Here is a 16,439-nt window from a genome sequence, read left to right as displayed (position 1 = left end):
GGGTCGGCACGCCCCTAGGTTAGGACGCCCCACCGACAATCGTGACTCGGAATGCCGACTGGGGCCCTCTGGTTGTGCCCAAGGAGAGATCGGAAGGGGACGTCATGCTGGCGGATAACGAGGTCAACCGGGTTCTGGTGGTCACCGCACATCCGGACGACGCGGATTTCGGCGCGGCCGGAACGGTGGCGCTCATGGTCGATCGGGGCGTCGAGGTCACCTACCTGCTCGTCACCGACGGCGACGCGGGCGGCAACGAGCGCGCCCAGGACAACGCCGGCATGGCCGAACTGCGCCGCTCAGAGCAGATCGCCGCCGCCAAGGCGGTGGGCGTGACCGACGTGCGCTTCCTCGGCTACTCCGACGGCACCGTCGTGCCGTCCCTGGAACTGCGGCGCGACATCGCCCGGGTGATCCGGCAGGTACGCCCGGACCTGGTCATCACCCACCATCCCGACCGTAACTACCAGTTCGTGGCGCCGAGCCACCCGGACCACCGCGCCGTCGGCGGGGCCACGCTGGACGCCGTCTACCCCGACGCGCGCAACCCGTACGCCTTCCCCGAACTGCTGCGCGACGAGGGCCTGACGGAGTGGACGGTGCGCGAGGTGTGGCTCAACGGCGGCTCCACCCCGAACCACTGGATCGACATCACCGATGCCGTGGACCGCAAGGTGGCGGCGCTGCTGTCGCATGTGAGCCAGGTGTCGCACCGCGAGGGGTTCGAGGCTTTCGTCCGCGACCGCTTCCTCCAGAACGGCGCCACCGCCGGCCTCCCCGCCGGCCGCTCCGCCGAGCCCTTCCAAATCGTCTCCACTGCCTGAAACCTCCACTATCTTTTACGGCGCAGCCACCCCCACCCCCACCCACCCCACATGGCTGAGGGCCTCCAGGGAGACGCTTCCGACCCCGCACAGGGCCGGGCGCCGTAACGGCGCCCCCTTAACCACCCGACCGGGAAACCCACCCATCCCCAGCCACAACTACCCGGCCACACCAGCGTGCCGCCCCGGATAGCCAGGCATGCCCGGAGGCCGGGCAACGCGGGCGAAGGCTCCGGTGAGCGCGGGCCGACGCGCTTGCGCAGGGGCGCGAGTGCGCAGGCAGCCCCTGAAGCCGAGGTACACGGAAGTGCCCACGCGCCGACCCGTCACCGATGAGGCGCCTGGTGTGAGGCTGGATCGCGGGCGAGCGGGCTGTCAGGTGGTGGGTGCTTCCGGGGGTGTTGGGAGGCGGGTCGATAGGCGGGCGAACAGGTAGCCCAGGGAGTTTGTTGCCAGGTGGAGCAATACCGGGGCGGCCAGGCCGGCGTGGCGGCGGAGTTCGCAGAAGGCCACGCCCGCCACCCCCGTCGACACCACGCTGCCCGCCACCACCCGTGCCGTGTCGAGGTGGTTGGGGGACTCGGCGGCGGTCAGGGCGCCCAGGGCCGGGTTGGCCTTGGCCATGTCGATCGACGGCAGGATGTGCCACAGGCCGAACACGGCGGAGGATCCGGCCGTCGCGGCGGCGGTGCCGTGGCGGCGGCGCAGGGCGGCGTACAGGACGCCGCGGAAGCCGACCTCCTCCAGCAGCACGGTGCCGAACGGGACCTGCACCAGCGCCTCTTCGAGAACTCTGGCGCGGGTCAGGGACAGGGCGCGGTCGTCGTGGAACAGGGGGCGGGTCTTCGGGTGGGAGATGCCCGCGGTGTAGACCGCGGCCACCGCCGCGAACAGGACGCCACCGGCCACGGCGCCCCTGCGGCCGTGCTGGAAGCCGAGCTCCTCCCAGGTCAGCCCGGACCTGCGGGCCATCGCGACCAGCGCCGCGGTCGCGGCGGCTGAGGTCAGCGGGCCGAGGCGGGGGGCGATCCGGTTGTTGAGGATGTTGGCCGCGGTGAGCACGGCGAGGGAACGTAGCAGCACCACTGCAGGCTAACTGGCGGCCGGACTGTGCCAGCCCGCGGGAAAGCGGGCACGACGGCGCTCGTCCGGCGTCATCCCGCCCCAGATCCCCTCGGACTCACCGGCGCTCAGCGCGTAGTCGCGGCACTGGTCGAGCACCTGGCACCCGGCGCAGACGGCCTTGGCCCGCGCCTCCTGCTCGGGGCCCGGCGCGAGCGGGAAGAACAGCTCAGGATCGCTGGTACGGCAGGCTCCCCTGCGCAGCCAGCTGATCTCTCCCAACGGCATGGCACCACGCTAGACCGGGTCGGCGCCGGCGCGCATCATCCCGTGGTCGTACTTCTCAGCAGCCGCCTACTCCGTCGCGGTACCCGACGGCGAAGGAAGCTTGGCGCTGCTCGGCCGTACCGTGTGCCTGGGGGTTGAACCAGTCTTCCTCGGGGTCGCCGGCGGCGGCGAGGTTGAGCAGGAGCTCTTCCTCGTCACCGGGTTCGGCGCGGAGCGCGCCGGACTTCACCAGGGCCGCCAGGGTGCCGCCGGCGTAGCAGTCCGCCTGGAGCTCCTGCTGCACGTTGAGCTGGAACGACGTTTCGAGCTGCGCCTGTACGGCATGCCCGAACTCATGCGGGATGATCAAATATACGGAACCGTCACCCATCTCCTCCCACAGGCCGCGCATCCACCGGGCGTCGTAGGCGATGAAGTGGCCGGCGGGACAGTAGAAGGCGTTGTTCGGCACGGACGGCTGCCCGCCGCACCTCGGCCCGCCCTCGCCCTCGTAGGCCACGAACTCCGTGACCGGCCGGTACGTCCGGCCCAGCGCGGCGAACTGCTGCTTCCAGTACTCCTCGCTCAGCACCCGGGCCGAGTTCACGTCGTCCTCGAAGGTGTCCTTGCCGGTGGCGTCCATGGACGGGGCGCGGGCCAGGCCGCAGGCGGTCAGCAGCGCCAGCAGCACAGCGAGCGCGAGGGGACGCTTCACGTGGTTCACAATGCCCAAGTGTGCCCGGGTTCACTCTGCGGATTCGCCGCCAGTGCCAATCTCAGGCATTCGGCCAGATCGTCGAGGTGTCCGGCGCCTTCCAGGAAGCGGGCGAGGGCGACGGCCAGGCGACAGCAGTGCTCGGCGCGGCCCTCCGCCGCGGCCTGCCGTACGGCGGAGACGAGGCCGGGACGCTCGCTCTCGAACCAGTCGGCGGGGTCGCCGACGGCCACGCCCTTCGGCGACCAGCGGCCTTCCGGCGGGCCGCTGCCGCCGCCGAACCGCAGCCCGTTGGCCTGGTCAGCCAGCACGAGCCAGCCGTCGAGCAGCCTTCCCAGCGCCTCGGCCCGCTCGTCGCCGCCGGTCCGCCGGGCGGCGAACGCGCGGACGACGTCCTGCAGCCGGTAGCGCGCCGGTCCGGTGCGCTCCAGCAGTTGCGCCTCCACCAGGCGTTCCGCCAGTTCCTCGGCTTCGGCGAGGTCGGCGTCCAGGAGCGCCGAGCAGACCCAGGGCGCGAAGTCGGGGGCCTCGACCAGGCCGGTCAGGCGCAGCAACCGCTGAGCGGCCTCGGGCAGCCCGGCATACCCCAGGCCGAGCACCTCATCGGCAGGCCAGCCCAGGGCCAAGGTCGCCTCGCGACCCTGTCGCTCACGATCCGGGTGCTGGCGATCCAGGTGCTCGCCATCCGGCTGCTGGGGGCGGGGGTGCGAGGGACGCGGCTGCTCGGCGAGGGGGTTTCGGTGGATCGCGTGGCCGGACAGGCGGTCGGCCAGCCAGCTCACCCGCAGCCGGGGCTCGGCGGCCAGGCGGGCCGCGGCCACGCGGATGGCCAGGGGTGAGCCGCCGCAGTGCCGTACCAGATCTCGCGCGGCGGCGACCTCGGCCGCCACGCGCCCCGCACCCGCGATCTTGGCGAGCAGCGTCATCGCGGGGCCGCTCTCCAGCGGCGCGAGCTGGACGAGCGAGAGGCCGGCGCGGGGCGCGCTCGGGCGGCTCTGGCGTACCCCGAAGCCGGACATCCCCGCCCAGGCCGGCCAGATCGGCCGGGCCGGGAGGGGCCCGGACCCGGGCGGTCCGGCGGTCGCGTCGCCCAGACCGGAGCGGAAGGCCCCCTCCGCCATTCCTCCCGGTTCTGAGCGAAACGCCTCATCCGCCAGACCTCCGAGTCCGGGCAGAACGGAGCCCGCCGACATCCCGCCCAACCCCGGCAGCCGGGAGCCGCCGGTCAGCTCGTCGAGGCCGGAGCGGCTGGTGATGAGCACCGCGCAGCGCGGCGCCTCGGGCAGGAGCGGGCGGGCCTGCGCGGCGTCGGCCACGTCGTCGAGCACGATCAGCGCGCGCCGCCCGGCGAGCTTGTTGCGGTAGAGCTCGGCGCGTTCCTCGACCCCGTCGGGCACCGCGTGCCCGGGTACGCCCAGCCGCCGCAGGAACCCGGCCAGCACCTCGGCGGGCCCGCTGCCGCGCAGGCTCGCGAACAGCTGGCCGTCGGGGTAGCGGCTGCTGACGCGGTGGGCGACGTGCACGGCGAGCGCGGTCTTGCCGATGCCCGCCTCCCCCGACACGACGGCTCCGGCCTCGCGGCTCAGCAGCGCGACCAGCGCGCCGGTCTCCTCCTCGCGCCCGGTGAAGTCGGGCAGGTCGGCGGGCAGCCTGCCGGGCCGTTCCGGGACACCCGCCTCGCCGCGCAGGATCGCCGCCTCGATCTCCAGCAGCCGCTCGCCGGGCTCGAAGCGGGCGCGGGCGCCTTCCAGGGCGATCAGCGCCTCGTGCTCGCGGCCGGACCGGTAGAGGGCGATCACCATCTGCCCCCACATGCGCTCGCGCAGCGGGTGCCGCGCGACGAGCACGGCCAGCTCGTCCGCGACGGCCACGTGCTTGCCGAGCTGCAGTTCCAGGTCCAGGCAGTCTTCGAGTACGGCGAGGCGGCGCTCGTCGAGCCGTTCGACCTCTCCGGTCAGCGGCCCGAGCTCGACCCCGTCGAAGGCCGGCCCGCGCCACAACGCCAGCGCCGAGCGGTAGCGCCTGCTCGCCTTCCAGACGTGCCCTGCCCCCGCGAGGGCACGTCCTTCGTCGGCCCGCGCCAGGAACGCGAGCATGTCCAGCTGATCGTCGGCGACCTTGAGGAGGTAGCCTCCCGGGGTCGTCACGATCGTCTTCGGGGACAGCCCGACGTCGGTCATGAGCCTGCGCAGACGTCCCACGCAGTTCTGGGCCTGCCGCCGTGCGGTGGGTGGCGGCCGCTCGCCCCAGGCCAGCCTGACGATCGTGCCGATCGAGACCACCTGGTTGGCGCGCAGCAGCAGCAGAGCGAGGAGCTCTCGCTGGCGCGGTCCGGGGGGCTGCGCCAGCCGTTCACCCATCGTGATCTCGAGCGGGCCGAGAACGCGGAACATGGCGCTCAGCCTCACCCATCGCCCCGGCCCCGGTCACCCTCTTTCGACCACAACCGAAAGACCCTGCTTATGACACCGATATGACGCAATTTCTGGTCATAATGGCGACACGATCCACCGAAGAGGCCGGTCGCATGTTACGCATTCACTTCACCGGGGACGACCTCGCTCGTACCCGCCTGGCGTCCACCGCCGACCCGCTCTGGGAGACGGTCTTCAGTCTCCATCGCCTGTACGGCCGGCGTGGCCGTACCTTCTTCGCCGACTGGCTCACGCAGGTGGCCCCGCGCCTGTCCGCGGAACCGCTGGGCGGGCTGCGTTCGCTGGCGCCGCCCCGGCCCTACTTCCCCGACTTCCTCACGCCCGGCAACGGGGGCACGCTCGACGACGGGCTCGACAGCCTGCTGTCCACGCCGGGGACCAGGGTCAGGGACGAGGTTTCCAGGCTGCCGGGCCGTACCGGATGGGCCAGGGACCTCGCGCGCGCCGACGCGCAGGCGATGGACGAGGTCGCCGGCGCGCTGCGCTCCCTGCACCGGATCACCGTCGCCCCCTACTGGGCCCAGGTGCGCAACCACGTCGCCGCCGACCACGCGCGGCGGCTGCGCGCCTTCCACTCCGGCGGCGTCGAGGCGGTCCTGCACAGCCTGCGGCCGATCATGCGCTGGCAGCCGCCGGTCCTGCACGTGGAGTACCCGGTCGACAGGGACCTGCATCTGGGCGGGCGGGGGCTGCTGCTGATCCCGTCGTGGTTCTGCTGGGGCACGCCGGTCAGCCTCGCCGACCCCGGCCTGCCGCCGGTGCTCGTCTACCCGGTGGAGCACCGGGGCGCGTGGCTGCTGCCCTCGGGCGACGGGGCGGACGACGCGGTCTCCGGGCTGCTCGGCCCCACGCGCGCGGCGGTACTGCGCGCCACCAGAAGCGCGCGCTCCACGACCCAGCTCGCCCGGCTGCTGCACATCTCCCCCTCCTCGGCCAGCCAGCACGCCTCGGTCCTGCGGGCGGCCGGCCTGATCACCAGCAGCCGCGAGGAGAACTCCGTCATGCACACGATCACCGAGCTGGGTGAGAGCCTGCTCACCTAGACGGGCCAGGTGTGGACGGGTTCATTGGTGTGCATGCGCTCGATGTACTCCAGCGTCATCCTGCGCAGCGCCTCGTGCCGGTCGCCGCCGATCGCCCTGACCTTCTCCACCTGCCACGTGGCGCCCGTACGCCCGGTCAGGCAGCGCCCCTCGATGACCCCCAGCAGCCGCTCGGCGACCGCCTTGTCCACGCCCCAGCGTTCGAGCCCCTCGTGGGCCATCGGCAGCAGGCGGCGCAGGATCAGCTCGACCGCCGGCACCTCCCCCGCGCCCGGCCAGTAGAGGCGGGCGTCGATGCCGTGCCGGGCGGCGGTGTTGAGGTTGTCCTCGGCCGCGGCGAACGACATCTGGCTCCAGATCGGCCGCTCCGCATAAGGCAGGACGGCCATCATGCCGTAGTAGAAGGCGGCGTTGGCGGCGACGTCGAGGACCGTGGGGCCCGCGGGCAGCACCCTGTTCTCGACGCGCAGGTGCGGTGTGCCGCCGACCACGGCGTAGACGGGGCGGTTCCAGCGGTAGATGGTGCCGTTGTGCAGGGTCAGCTCGGGCAGGTGCGGAATGAGGCCGCGGTCCAGCAGTTCGCGCGGGTCCTCGTGCTCGACCAGCGGCAGCAGGGCGGGGAAGTAGCGGACGTTCTCCTCGAACAGGTCGAACACGCTGGTGATCCACCGCTCGCCGAACCACACCCGCGGGCGCACGCCCTGCTCCTTCAGCTCGGCCGGGCGCGTGTCCGTGGCCTGCTCGAAGAGGCTGATCCTGGTCTCGCGGTGCAGCTCCCTCCCGAAGAGGTACGGCGAGTTCGCCGCCACGGCCACCTGTGCGCCGGCGATGGCCTGGGCGGCGTTCCAGTGGGCGGCGAAGGCCTCGGGGCTGACCTGGAGGTGGAGCTGGACGCTGGTGCAGGCGGCCTCGGGCGCCACGCTGTCGGCATGGGTGTCGAGACGTTCGACGCCCTCGATGAGCAGGTGCAGGTCCTCGCCCCTGGCCGCGAAGATCTGCTCGTTGAGCAGGCGGAAGCGCGGGTTGGCCGACAGCGTGCCCTCGCCGATGTCCTGCTCGCGCAGGGTCGGAAGGATGCCGATCAGGACCAGGTGCCCGCCCTCCGACCGAGCTCTGGACTCGGCGTGGTTGAGGCGGGAGCGCACGTCGTTCTCCAGGGCCAGGGCGCCCTCGCCGTCCAGCCCCTGGGGTTCGATGTTGATCTCGATGTTGAACTGGCCCAGTTCGGTGGCCCAGTCGGGCTGGGCGATGGCGGCCAGGACCTGCGCGTTGCGCATGGCGGCCTCGCCGTGTTCGTCGACGATGTTGAGCTCGATCTCCAGCCCGGCGAGGGGGCGTTCAAGCTCGAAGCGGGATTCACGCAGCATCTGGGCGAAAACGTCCAGACATCGTCGTACTTTTTCCCGATATGTCCTACGGTCTTCCCGGCTGAACACGACGACTGGCACGTCCCTGCCCATACCTCGAAATGTCGCACGATCTAGCCCCAAACACCAGCCCACCCCCCGGCAGCCCCACGCCACAGCCCCGCACCTGGCTGCCCCGAGACCCAGCCGTCAGCCACCCCTTCGGGCTTCCACCACCGGGTTACGGCCCGTGGCTCTCGCGCCGCGAGCCCCCGGGAGCCGCGCGCCACGGGCCCCTCCGCAGGGCGGGATACCGCCTGTCGCCGGCGTTGTGGGGTCAGACCAGGCGGCGGGCGGTGGCCCAGCGGGAGAGTTCGTGGCGGTTGGACAGCTGCAGCTTGCGCAGCACCGAGGACACGTGCGTCTCCACGGTCTTCACCGAGATGAACAGCTCCTTGGCGATCTCCTTGTACGCGTACCCACGCGCGATCAGCCGGAGCACCTCCCGCTCCCTCTGGGTCAGCGAGTCCAGCTCGGGGTCGATGGGCGGCGCCTCGGAGGAGGCGAAGGCGTCCAGGACGAATCCGGCCAGCCGGGGCGAGAAGACGGCGTCGCCCTCGGAGACGCGGCGGATGGCGTCGGTCAGCTCCTTGCCGCTGATGTTCTTGGTGACGTAGCCGCGGGCGCCGCCCCTGATGACGCCGATGACGTCCTCGGCGGCGTCGGACACGGACAGGGCGAGGAACCGCACCTGCCCACCCGAGCCGAGCACGCGGCGCAGGACCTCCTGGCCGCCGCCGCCCGGCATGTGGACGTCGAGCAGCACGACGTCGGGCTCCATGTCGGCGATCGCCTTGACCGCGGAGTCGACGTCCTCGGCCTCGCCGATGACCTGGATCGAGTCGCCCAGTTCCGCGCGTACCCCGGAGCGGAACAGCCTGTGGTCGTCGACGATCAGGACCTTAATCACGCTTCGCCACCTTCATCGTCAACATCACCTCTGTGCCCTCACCCGGCTCGGTGCGTACTCTCGCGCTGCCACCGTGCCGTTCCATTCTGCCGATGATGGACTCCCTGATGCCCATCCGGTCGAGCGGCACCTCGTTCAGATCGAAGCCCTTACCCCGATCCTTCACGAAAACGGTGACTTCTTCACCCTCCACTTCCGCGTACACGGAAATGGACTGGCTCTCAGAGTATTTGGCGGCGTTGACCATCGCCTGCCTGGAGGCCTTCAGGAGGGCGGTGAGCTTGCCCTCGGCGTCGATGTCGATGTCGCCGACGCAGACCACCTCGATCTGGACGCCGTGTGCGTCCTCCTCCTCGGCCGCGATCCTGCGTACGGCGGCGGCCAGCGTCGCGTCGGCGTCCTGTTTGGGCTGGTAGAGCCAGTTGCGCAGCTCGCGTTCCTGCGAACGGGCGAGCCTGGCGACCTCGCGAGGATCGTGGGCGACGCGCTGGATGAGCGTGAGCGTGTGGAGCACCGAGTCGTGGACCATCGCCGCCATCTCGGCCCGCTCCTCCTGGCGGATGCGCTCCCGCCGTTCGAGCTGAAGCTCTTTCCACAGGCCCGCCAGCCACGGCGCGACGATCACCACGAGCCCGACGACCACCACGACGGTGAACAGCAGGCCCGGCGTGGCGTCCTGCAGCTCGTCCTGGGCGACGAGGAAGCCGACGCCGCCCGCGACCACGAGCACGACGCCGATCAGCGTGCGGGCCCGGTTCTTGCGGATGCTCTTGGTGCCGCCCGCGACCCATTCCCTGCGGCGGTCGGGGTCGGCCTGCTGCCAGAGGATCAGCGCGCCGATCCCGCCGATCGCGAACGGGATCATGCCGATGCCGCCCTGCGAGGCGCCGCTGATCCAGCCGAAGGCGAACAGCGCCACCCCGATCGCGACGAACGCCGCGAGCTGGCTCCAGTCACGCGAGGGAGGCGGTCCCTCGTATTCCTCCCGCGGGGTCACCATCCACAGGACGGCATAGGCCACCGCGCCCACGCCGTCCACGGCCGACAGCAGCACGAACGCCAGCCGGATGACCACGGGGTCCAGCTTCAGCTGGTCGGCCAGCGCGTGCGCGACGCCGCCGACGAGGCGGCCCTCCATACGCCGGCGCATGCGGCGATAGGGCGCCTCGGCGGTGCCGGGCTCTGCGAGAGTCTTCTGGTCAGCCATAACACCGACATAGTCACATGTCGGCGGGGGTGCGGGCATCAGGGAACAACCCCCAGGGTCGGCTCAGGGGTGTCCCGGATGCGAGCGCGCGCGGGTGCCGTCACGATGGAGTACATGACGGAAGCTCCATCGAACGAGGCCCGAGTCCTGCACCGCAGCGGTGAAGGGCGCATCCTGACCGGGGTGTGCGCCGGGCTGGGCAGGCACACGGGGATCGATCCGGTGGTGTTCCGGGTCGGTTTCGGGATCCTGCTGTTCGGCTCCGGTGTCGGGTTCTTCCTCTACATCGCGGCCTTCATGCTGATGAAGGACACGCGCGGCATGCCCGGCATGATCGAGCACTGGACCCGGCGTGACTTCGACGGCGAAGCCGTGCTGGCGATGATGACCGCGGTGCTGGCCTTCGGGCTCGGCATCAACCTGACCACGGTGTGGCTGGCCACGGGCACGCTGGTGGTCGGTCTGGTGCTGGTCATCTCGCTGCTGACCGCGCATGCCAACGGGGTGGACCTGCTCGCGCTGGCGCGTTCGATGCCGGAACGGCTGAGCCGCAGGCAGACCGCCTCGCCCCAGCCCACTCCCCCGGTGCCGCCGTCCTACGGCCGCCCGGAGCCGGGCCGGTCGATGGTGAACGTGGCGTTCGCGGCCGAGGCGGCGGCTCCGCCGTACGCGCCGCAAAGGCCTTACACCCCGCAGAAGCCCTACACCCCGCACAACACGGAAACCCCCTCAGAAGCGGCGGACAACACACCGACCCGCGAGCAGCCCGTGACCAGGCAAGAGCCGGTGCCCGGGGAAGAGCCGCCCACCCGCGAAGAGCCCGCCGCACCGGACGAGCCCACCACGCACCACCACGAGCCCGTCGACGAGCCGCCCACCCGCGAGGAGCCCGTCCGCTACGGCGAGCCGCTCCCCGAGGAGCCCCGCGAGCACCGGCCCCCGCGTGTCCACGCGGCGCAGGACCGGCCGCGGACCCGCGAGGAGGCCATGATGCGCGTCGAGGCGATGATGCGTGAGAAGCGCGCCGCCCGCATGGCCGGCGGCGAGCAGGCGAACGCGCGGCCCGCGGAGGGCGTGCCGCCCATCCCGCGCAACGAGCCGTTCGCCCCGCACGGCCCCTACCAGCCGCTGGACCCGGCCAGACGGCCCGGGTACTCCCCCTACGACCCCGCCCTGTACGGCAAGCCGGTCCCGCCGCCGACGAAGAAGAAGCGGCCACGCTCCTTCATCGGCGTGATCACCGTGCTCATGGCACTCATCATTGGAGGGATCCTCGTGGCTGTCCAAACAGGGTCGGCCCAAGGCGTGAACCCGACCACCGTCGGCGCGGCGGTGCTCATCACGATCGGCGCCGGACTGCTGGTCGCGGCCTGGTGGGGACGTGGAGCGGGCCTGGTGGCCCTGGGCACGCTGGTGGCGGTGGTCATCGCCAGCGGCCTGATCGTCGGCGGCCTGCCCAAACGGGTCGGCGACTACGACTGGACGCCCCTGACGATGGCGGAGGCCAGCAGAAACTATGACGTGGGCGTGGGCGAGGGCCGGCTCGACCTGTCCGAGCTGAAGCTGGAGCCGGGGGCGACGGCGGAGTTCAACGCCTCGGTCTCGGTCGGCGAGCTGATGGTGATCGTGCCGCCCTCGGCGCGGGTGGAGGTGCACGCGACGGCGAAGGTCGGCGACATCACGATCGACCAGTCGCTGCGCGGCGGCGTGGACGTGGAGTTCGACAAGGTGCTGGCCCCGGAGACGCCGCCGAAGGGCGCGGTCTCGACGATCGTGCTGAACCTGCGCGGCGGCATGGGCGATGTGGAGGTCCGGCGTGCGGCGTGATGTGGACAAGCCGCGCCAGTTGCACAGGACCGACTGGATGGCGTTGCTCAGCGGCCTGCTGTTCGTGGTGCTGGGCATTCTGCTGGCGACCGATTCGATCACGGACGCGGCGGTGCTGGTAGCGCTGATGGTGGTCGGGCTAGGTTTTGCGGGGCTGGTGGCAGTCGTCGCGAGGATCACTCGCCGTAAGTGACCCTTGACCGGGACAAACACGGGCGTACGTTGGCGAGTGTCCGCCTTGCCCCCCTGAGAGGGAGGACGTATGCCCCGTATCACCGTCACCGTCGACGAAATCGCATACGAGGAGGAAGTCGAGCCGCGGCTCCTTCTCGTCCATCTGCTGAGAGACCGGCTAGGCAAGACCGGGACCCCGATCGGCTGCGACACCAGCAACTGCGGCGCCTGCACGGTGCTGCTGGACGGCAAGTCCGTCAAGAGCTGCTCCGTGCTCGCGGTCCAGGCCGACGGGTCCGCGATCACCACCATCGAGGGCCTGGCCGCCAACGGCACGCTGCACCCCATGCAGCGCGCCTTCCACGAGGAACACGCCCTGCAGTGCGGTTACTGCACGCCCGGCATGGTCATGGCCGCCATCGACATGCTGCGCGACGACCCGGAGCCGTCGGAGGAGTCCATCAGGCACGGCCTGGAGGGCAACCTCTGCCGGTGCACCGGTTACTGCAACATCGTCAAGGCGGTACGGCGGGGCGCGCAGGACATGGCGGTGAAGACGCCATGACCGAGGTAGGCACGGCCAGGCGGCGCAAGGAGGACGCGCGCCTGCTCACCGGCCGTACGCAGTGGACCGACAACATGCAGCTGCCCGGTATGGCCTATGTGGCGTTCCTGCGCAGCCCGATGGCGCACGCGCGGATCACCAGGGTCGACGTGTCCGCGGCCCGCGGCCTGCCGGGCGTGATCGCCGCCTACGCCGGCGCGGACTTCGCGCAGGAGCAGGGCAGCCTGCCGTGCGCGTGGCCGGTCAGCGAGGACATCGTCATCCCCGACCATCCGCCGATGGCCCTGACGGAGGTGCGCTACGTGGGCGAGGCGGTCGCCTGCGTGGTGGCGACCGACCGCTACAAGGCGGCCGACGCCCTGGACGCGATCGAGGTCGACTACGAGCCGCTGCCGCCGGTGCTCGACATGAACGACGCGCTGGCCGAGGGCGGCCCGAAGGTGCACGAGGCGGGCAACCAGGCGTTCACCTGGCGGCTGGCCCAGGGCGACGTGGACGCGGCGCTGCGGGACGCGCCCGTCCTGATCGACCGCACCTACATCCAGCAGCGGCTCATTCCGACCGCGATGGAGCCGCGGGCGGTCATGGCCTCCACGGACGGGGAGAACTTCACGCTGTGGAGCGCGACCCAGATCCCGCACATCCTGCGGCTGATGCTGGCGCTGACGACCGGCATTCCCGAGCACAGGCTGCGTGTGGTCGCCCCCGACGTCGGCGGCGGGTTCGGCTCGAAGCTCCAGGTCACCGCGGAAGAGGTGCTCTGCCTGCTGCTGACGAGGAAGACCGGCAGGCCGGTCAAGTGGACGGAGTCGCGTTCGGAGGGCAACCTGACCGCGCACCACGGCCGCGACCAGATCCAGCACGTCACGCTGGCCGCCGAGGCCGACGGCCGCATCCGCGGGCTGCGGGTGGAACTGCTGGCCGACATGGGCGCCTACCTGATGCTGGTGACGCCGGGCGTGCCGATCCTGGGCGCGTTCATGTTCAACGGCATCTACAAGATGGACGCCTACGACTTCAACTGCACCGGCGTCTTCACCACGAAGATGCCGACCGACGCCTACCGGGGCGCGGGGCGGCCGGAGGCCACGTACGCCATCGAGCGGGTCATGGACGAACTGGCCGCCGAGCTCAACCTGGACCCGATCGAGGTGCGCAGGCGCAACTGGATCAGGCACGAGGAGTTCCCGTACACCACGGTGGCCGGGCTGACCTACGACTCGGGCAACTACGAGGCGGCCACGGACAAGGCGCTGGCGCTGTTCGGCTACGACAAGCTGCGGGCCGAACAGGGCGATCGGCGTGACCGGGGCGATCCGGTGCAGCTGGGGATCGGGGTCTCGACGTACACGGAGATGTGCGGCCTGGCGCCCAGCCGGGTGCTCGGCAGCCTGTCGTACGGGGCCGGAGGCTGGGAGCACGGCTCGGTGCGCATGCTGCCCACGGGCAAGGTCGAGGTGGTCACCGGCTCGTCACCGCACGGGCAGGGCCATGAGACCGCGTGGAGCCAGATCGTGGCCGACGCGCTCGGCGTGCCGTTCGAGGACGTCTCGGTCATTCACGGCGACACCGCGATCTCCCACAAGGGCATGGACACCTACGGCTCGCGCTCGCTGGTCGTCGGCGGCATGGCCGTGCTGGCGGCGTGCGAGAAGGTCAAGGAGAAGGCCAGGAAGATCGCGGCGCACGTGCTGGAGTGCGCGCCCGACGACGTCGAGTTCAGCGAGGGCACGTTCAGGGTGCGCGGCACGGAGAGCGGCAAGACCATCCAGGAGCTGTCGCTGGCCACCTTCGCCGCCCACGACCTGCCCGACGGCGTGGAGGCGAGGCTGGACGCGGACGCCACCGTGGACCCGGACAACTTCTCCTTCCCGCACGGCACCCACCTGTGCGCGGTCGAGGTGGACACCGAGACCGGCATGACGAAGATCCGCTCCTACGTGGCCGTGGACGACGTCGGCAAGGTGGTCAACCCGCTGATCGTCGAGGGCCAGGTGCACGGCGGCATCGCGCAGGGCGTGGCGCAGGCGCTGTACGAGGAGGCCGTCTACGACGCCGAGGGCAACCTGCTGACCTCGACGATGGCCGACTACCTGGTGCCGTCGGCGGCGGACCTGCCGGCGTTCGTCACCGACCGCACGGAGACGCCGGCCACGTCCAACCCGCTCGGCGTGAAGGGCGTCGGCGAGGCCGGCACGATCGCCTCCACGCCGGCCGTCGTCAACGCCATCGTGGACGCGCTGCGCCCGCGGGGTGTCCACGACGTCCAGATGCCCTGTACGCCCGAGCGAATCTGGAGGGCACTGTCATGATCCCCGCGCAGTTCGACTACCTGCGCCCGGCGACGCTGGAGGAGGCCTGCCAGGCGCTGGCCGCGGACGACGAGGCGAAGGTGCTGGCCGGCGGGCAGTCGCTGCTGCCGCTGCTGCGCCTGCGCCTGGCCTACCCGACCACGCTGGTGGACATCGGCCGCCTGCCCGGCCTCACGGGCGTGCACGACCGCGGCGACCACGTCTTCATCGGCGCGCTCGCGACGCACGACGAGGTCCTGCGCTCGCCCGTGGTCCGCGCGGGCTGCCCGCTGGTGGCGCTGGCCGCCGCCACGGTCGCCGATCCCGCGGTACGGCACCGCGGCACCTTCGGCGGCTCCCTGGCCCACGCCGACCCGGCGGGCGACCTGCCCGCGGTGGTGCTGGCGCTGGACGGGGTCCTGGTGGCCAGGTCGGCGCGGGGCGAGCGGGAGATCCCCGCCGCCGACTTCTTCGCCGACTACCTGGAGACGACGCTGGAGGCCGGCGAGATCCTGGTCGGCGTCAAGATCCCCAAGCTGGGCGGCGAGTGGGGCTTCCATTACGAGAAGTTCCGCCGCACGGTGCAGGCGTGGGCGATCGTCGGGGTGGCCGTGGCCGTGCGGCGCTCCAACGGCTCGATCCAGGAGGCCAGGATCGGCCTGAGCAACATGGGCGCGACCCCGCTGCGTGCCCGCGCGGCGGAGAGCGCCCTGCAGGGCGTGGAGCTCGGCGAGGCCGTACGGCAGGCCTGCGAGGAGGCGTCGGCCGACACCGCGCCGCCGGCCGACCTGCACGCGCAGCCGGACTACCGCCGGCACCTGGCCAGGGTCCTGACCCACCGCGCGGTCAGGACGGCGGCGGGAACTCCGTAGGCCCGTCGGGGGCGCCCCTTCCGGGGTGCCCCCTTTCCGGCGTAATGTCGCAAACAGGAGGCGTCGATGGCGATGCGGTTCGAGCACGAGTTCACGGTTCCGGTCCCGGTGGAGCAGGCTTGGGCGGTGCTTCTCGACGTCGAACGGGTGGCGCCCTGCCTGCCCGGCGCGGCGCTCGACCTCGTGGAGGGCGACGAGTTCACCGGCAGGATGAAGGTGAAGGTCGGCCCGATCACCGTGACCTACCGGGGCACCGCCCGCTTCGAGGACGTCGACAAGGACGCCCACACGCTCACGCTCAAGGCGTCGGGCAAGGAGGCCAGGGGCTCGGGCACCGCCTCCGCCACGGTCGTGGCCAAGCTGACCCCGGCCGGCACGTCGAGCGCGGTGAGCGTGGAGACGACGTTCAACGTGACGGGGCGGCCGGCGCAGTTCGGCAAGGGCGTGATGGCCGAGGTCGGGGCGAAGCTGATCGACCGGTTCGCGGCCAACCTGGCGGAACTGCTGGCCGAGCCGGGGGTGGAGGCGGCAGCCGTACCGGGGAGCGCGGCGCACGATGACGAGGAGCGGCACCTGAGCGCGGTCCCCGACCCGGCGGCGGTCGCGGACGCGCACCCGAGCGGGACGCTGCGCACCTCGCGCACGGCCGACGAGGAGGCGCTGGACCTTCTGGAGGTCGCGGGCGCGCCGCTGCTGAAGCGGGTGGCGCCGCTCGTGGGCGGGGTCGCGCTGGTGGCGCTGATCATCTGGCTGATCAGGCGTTTTTTGCGGTAGTTAAGGCGAGATCAGCAGTAAAAACACCATCAAGTCCGGACACATCACCCGAAGAGGGGGAATGCCT

15 protein-coding genes are annotated in these 16,439 nt (G+C 71.5%); 8 read left to right on the top strand and 7 right to left on the bottom strand.

Annotated features, from left to right (window positions below; translation table 11 throughout):
• Positions 1-104 precede the first annotated feature (104 nt).
• The gene (locus tag ACFWY5_RS05030; protein ID WP_379625093.1) at positions 105-824 is read left to right on the top strand and encodes a PIG-L deacetylase family protein; all 720 of its coding nucleotides are present in this window, start codon (positions 105-107) and stop codon (positions 822-824) included.
• 375 nt (positions 825-1,199) lie between these two features.
• Here the strand turns inward: ACFWY5_RS05030 and ACFWY5_RS05025 are convergent, their stop codons facing one another.
• The 4 genes from ACFWY5_RS05025 to ACFWY5_RS05010 are packed head-to-tail and all read right to left on the bottom strand — an operon-like array spanning position 1,200 to position 5,261.
• A complete protein-coding gene (locus tag ACFWY5_RS05025; protein WP_379625096.1) occupies positions 1,200-1,907 on the bottom strand; it encodes a type II CAAX prenyl endopeptidase Rce1 family protein in 708 nt (235 codons plus the stop codon).
• A gap of 9 nt (positions 1,908-1,916) precedes the next feature.
• Complete coding sequence (locus tag ACFWY5_RS05020) at positions 1,917-2,174, bottom strand: WhiB family transcriptional regulator (protein WP_379625099.1); 258 nt, start codon at positions 2,172-2,174, stop codon at positions 1,917-1,919.
• Between the two features lie 55 nt (positions 2,175-2,229).
• Positions 2,230-2,868, bottom strand: coding sequence for a neutral zinc metallopeptidase (locus ACFWY5_RS05015; RefSeq protein ID WP_379625101.1), 639 nt, complete (start codon positions 2,866-2,868; stop codon positions 2,230-2,232).
• Positions 2,869-2,873: 5 nt separating this feature from the next.
• Complete coding sequence (locus ACFWY5_RS05010; protein ID WP_379625103.1) at positions 2,874-5,261, bottom strand: BTAD domain-containing putative transcriptional regulator; 2,388 nt, start codon at positions 5,259-5,261, stop codon at positions 2,874-2,876.
• 134 nt (positions 5,262-5,395) lie between these two features.
• Between ACFWY5_RS05010 and ACFWY5_RS05005 the strand changes: the two genes are divergently transcribed.
• Entirely contained in the window at positions 5,396-6,346 is a 951-nt protein-coding gene (locus ACFWY5_RS05005; RefSeq protein ID WP_379630565.1) for a helix-turn-helix domain-containing protein, read from the top strand.
• On the opposite strand, the gene ACFWY5_RS05000 is transcribed toward ACFWY5_RS05005, so the two are convergent.
• The 3 genes from ACFWY5_RS05000 to ACFWY5_RS04990 all read right to left on the bottom strand — a co-directional run bounded on the left by ACFWY5_RS05000 (position 6,343) and on the right by ACFWY5_RS04990 (position 9,869).
• Positions 6,343-7,713: a glutamate--cysteine ligase gene (locus ACFWY5_RS05000; protein WP_379630564.1), complete on the bottom strand. Its 1,371-nt coding sequence runs from the start codon at positions 7,711-7,713 to the stop codon at positions 6,343-6,345. The two genes, ACFWY5_RS05005 and ACFWY5_RS05000, sit on opposite strands and share 4 nt — an antisense overlap.
• 316 nt (positions 7,714-8,029) lie before the next feature.
• The gene (locus tag ACFWY5_RS04995) at positions 8,030-8,662 is read right to left on the bottom strand and encodes a response regulator (protein WP_379625110.1); all 633 of its coding nucleotides are present in this window, start codon (positions 8,660-8,662) and stop codon (positions 8,030-8,032) included.
• Positions 8,655-9,869 carry a PspC domain-containing protein gene (locus tag ACFWY5_RS04990; protein ID WP_379625112.1) on the bottom strand — a complete coding sequence of 405 codons (1,215 nt, stop codon included), beginning with the start codon at positions 9,867-9,869 and terminating at the stop codon, positions 8,655-8,657. Before ACFWY5_RS04990 ends, ACFWY5_RS04995 begins: the two co-directional genes overlap by 8 nt.
• 114 nt (positions 9,870-9,983) lie before the next feature.
• Here ACFWY5_RS04990 and ACFWY5_RS04985 point away from each other — a divergent pair, with 114 nt between their 5' ends.
• The 6 genes from ACFWY5_RS04985 to ACFWY5_RS04960 all read left to right on the top strand — a co-directional run bounded on the left by ACFWY5_RS04985 (position 9,984) and on the right by ACFWY5_RS04960 (position 16,372).
• Complete coding sequence (locus ACFWY5_RS04985; RefSeq protein ID WP_379630563.1) at positions 9,984-11,696, top strand: PspC domain-containing protein; 1,713 nt, start codon at positions 9,984-9,986, stop codon at positions 11,694-11,696.
• Positions 11,686-11,889 (top strand): hypothetical protein, encoded by a 204-nt coding sequence (locus ACFWY5_RS04980; protein ID WP_379625116.1) that lies wholly within the window; start codon positions 11,686-11,688, stop codon positions 11,887-11,889. The genes ACFWY5_RS04985 and ACFWY5_RS04980 overlap by 11 nt, the downstream gene beginning before the upstream one ends.
• 69 nt (positions 11,890-11,958) lie before the next feature.
• Complete coding sequence (locus tag ACFWY5_RS04975) at positions 11,959-12,435, top strand: (2Fe-2S)-binding protein (protein ID WP_379625118.1); 477 nt, start codon at positions 11,959-11,961, stop codon at positions 12,433-12,435.
• Entirely contained in the window at positions 12,432-14,747 is a 2,316-nt protein-coding gene (locus ACFWY5_RS04970) for a xanthine dehydrogenase family protein molybdopterin-binding subunit (RefSeq protein ID WP_379625120.1), read from the top strand. Before ACFWY5_RS04975 ends, ACFWY5_RS04970 begins: the two co-directional genes overlap by 4 nt.
• Positions 14,744-15,598 (top strand): FAD binding domain-containing protein, encoded by an 855-nt coding sequence (locus ACFWY5_RS04965; protein WP_379625122.1) that lies wholly within the window; start codon positions 14,744-14,746, stop codon positions 15,596-15,598. The genes ACFWY5_RS04970 and ACFWY5_RS04965 overlap by 4 nt, the downstream gene beginning before the upstream one ends.
• A 66-nt stretch (positions 15,599-15,664) precedes the next feature.
• Complete coding sequence (locus tag ACFWY5_RS04960) at positions 15,665-16,372, top strand: SRPBCC family protein (protein ID WP_379625124.1); 708 nt, start codon at positions 15,665-15,667, stop codon at positions 16,370-16,372.
• The last annotated feature ends 67 nt before the right edge of the window (positions 16,373-16,439 follow it).

The sequence above is a fragment of the Nonomuraea sp. NPDC059007 genome (assembly GCF_042740555.1).
GTDB lineage: Bacteria > Actinomycetota > Actinomycetes > Streptosporangiales > Streptosporangiaceae > Nonomuraea.
Note: the sequence above shows the minus strand (reverse complement) of the source record. Positions and strands in the feature narration are given on the sequence as shown.

Coding starts and splice junctions, on each gene's coding strand:
- ACFWY5_RS05030 (WP_379625093.1), top strand. CDS start 105: ATGCTGGCGGATAACGAGGTCAACCGGGTTCTGGTGGTCACCGCACAT.
- ACFWY5_RS05020 (WP_379625099.1), bottom strand. CDS start 2,174: ATGCCGTTGGGAGAGATCAGCTGGCTGCGCAGGGGAGCCTGCCGTACC.
- ACFWY5_RS05010 (WP_379625103.1), bottom strand. CDS start 5,261: ATGTTCCGCGTTCTCGGCCCGCTCGAGATCACGATGGGTGAACGGCTG.
- ACFWY5_RS05005 (WP_379630565.1), top strand. CDS start 5,396: ATGTTACGCATTCACTTCACCGGGGACGACCTCGCTCGTACCCGCCTG.
- ACFWY5_RS05000 (WP_379630564.1), bottom strand. CDS start 7,713: ATGCTGCGTGAATCCCGCTTCGAGCTTGAACGCCCCCTCGCCGGGCTG.
- ACFWY5_RS04990 (WP_379625112.1), bottom strand. CDS start 9,869: ATGGCTGACCAGAAGACTCTCGCAGAGCCCGGCACCGCCGAGGCGCCC.
- ACFWY5_RS04985 (WP_379630563.1), top strand. CDS start 9,984: ATGACGGAAGCTCCATCGAACGAGGCCCGAGTCCTGCACCGCAGCGGT.
- ACFWY5_RS04975 (WP_379625118.1), top strand. CDS start 11,959: ATGCCCCGTATCACCGTCACCGTCGACGAAATCGCATACGAGGAGGAA.
- ACFWY5_RS04970 (WP_379625120.1), top strand. CDS start 12,432: ATGACCGAGGTAGGCACGGCCAGGCGGCGCAAGGAGGACGCGCGCCTG.
- ACFWY5_RS04965 (WP_379625122.1), top strand. CDS start 14,744: ATGATCCCCGCGCAGTTCGACTACCTGCGCCCGGCGACGCTGGAGGAG.
- ACFWY5_RS04960 (WP_379625124.1), top strand. CDS start 15,665: ATGGCGATGCGGTTCGAGCACGAGTTCACGGTTCCGGTCCCGGTGGAG.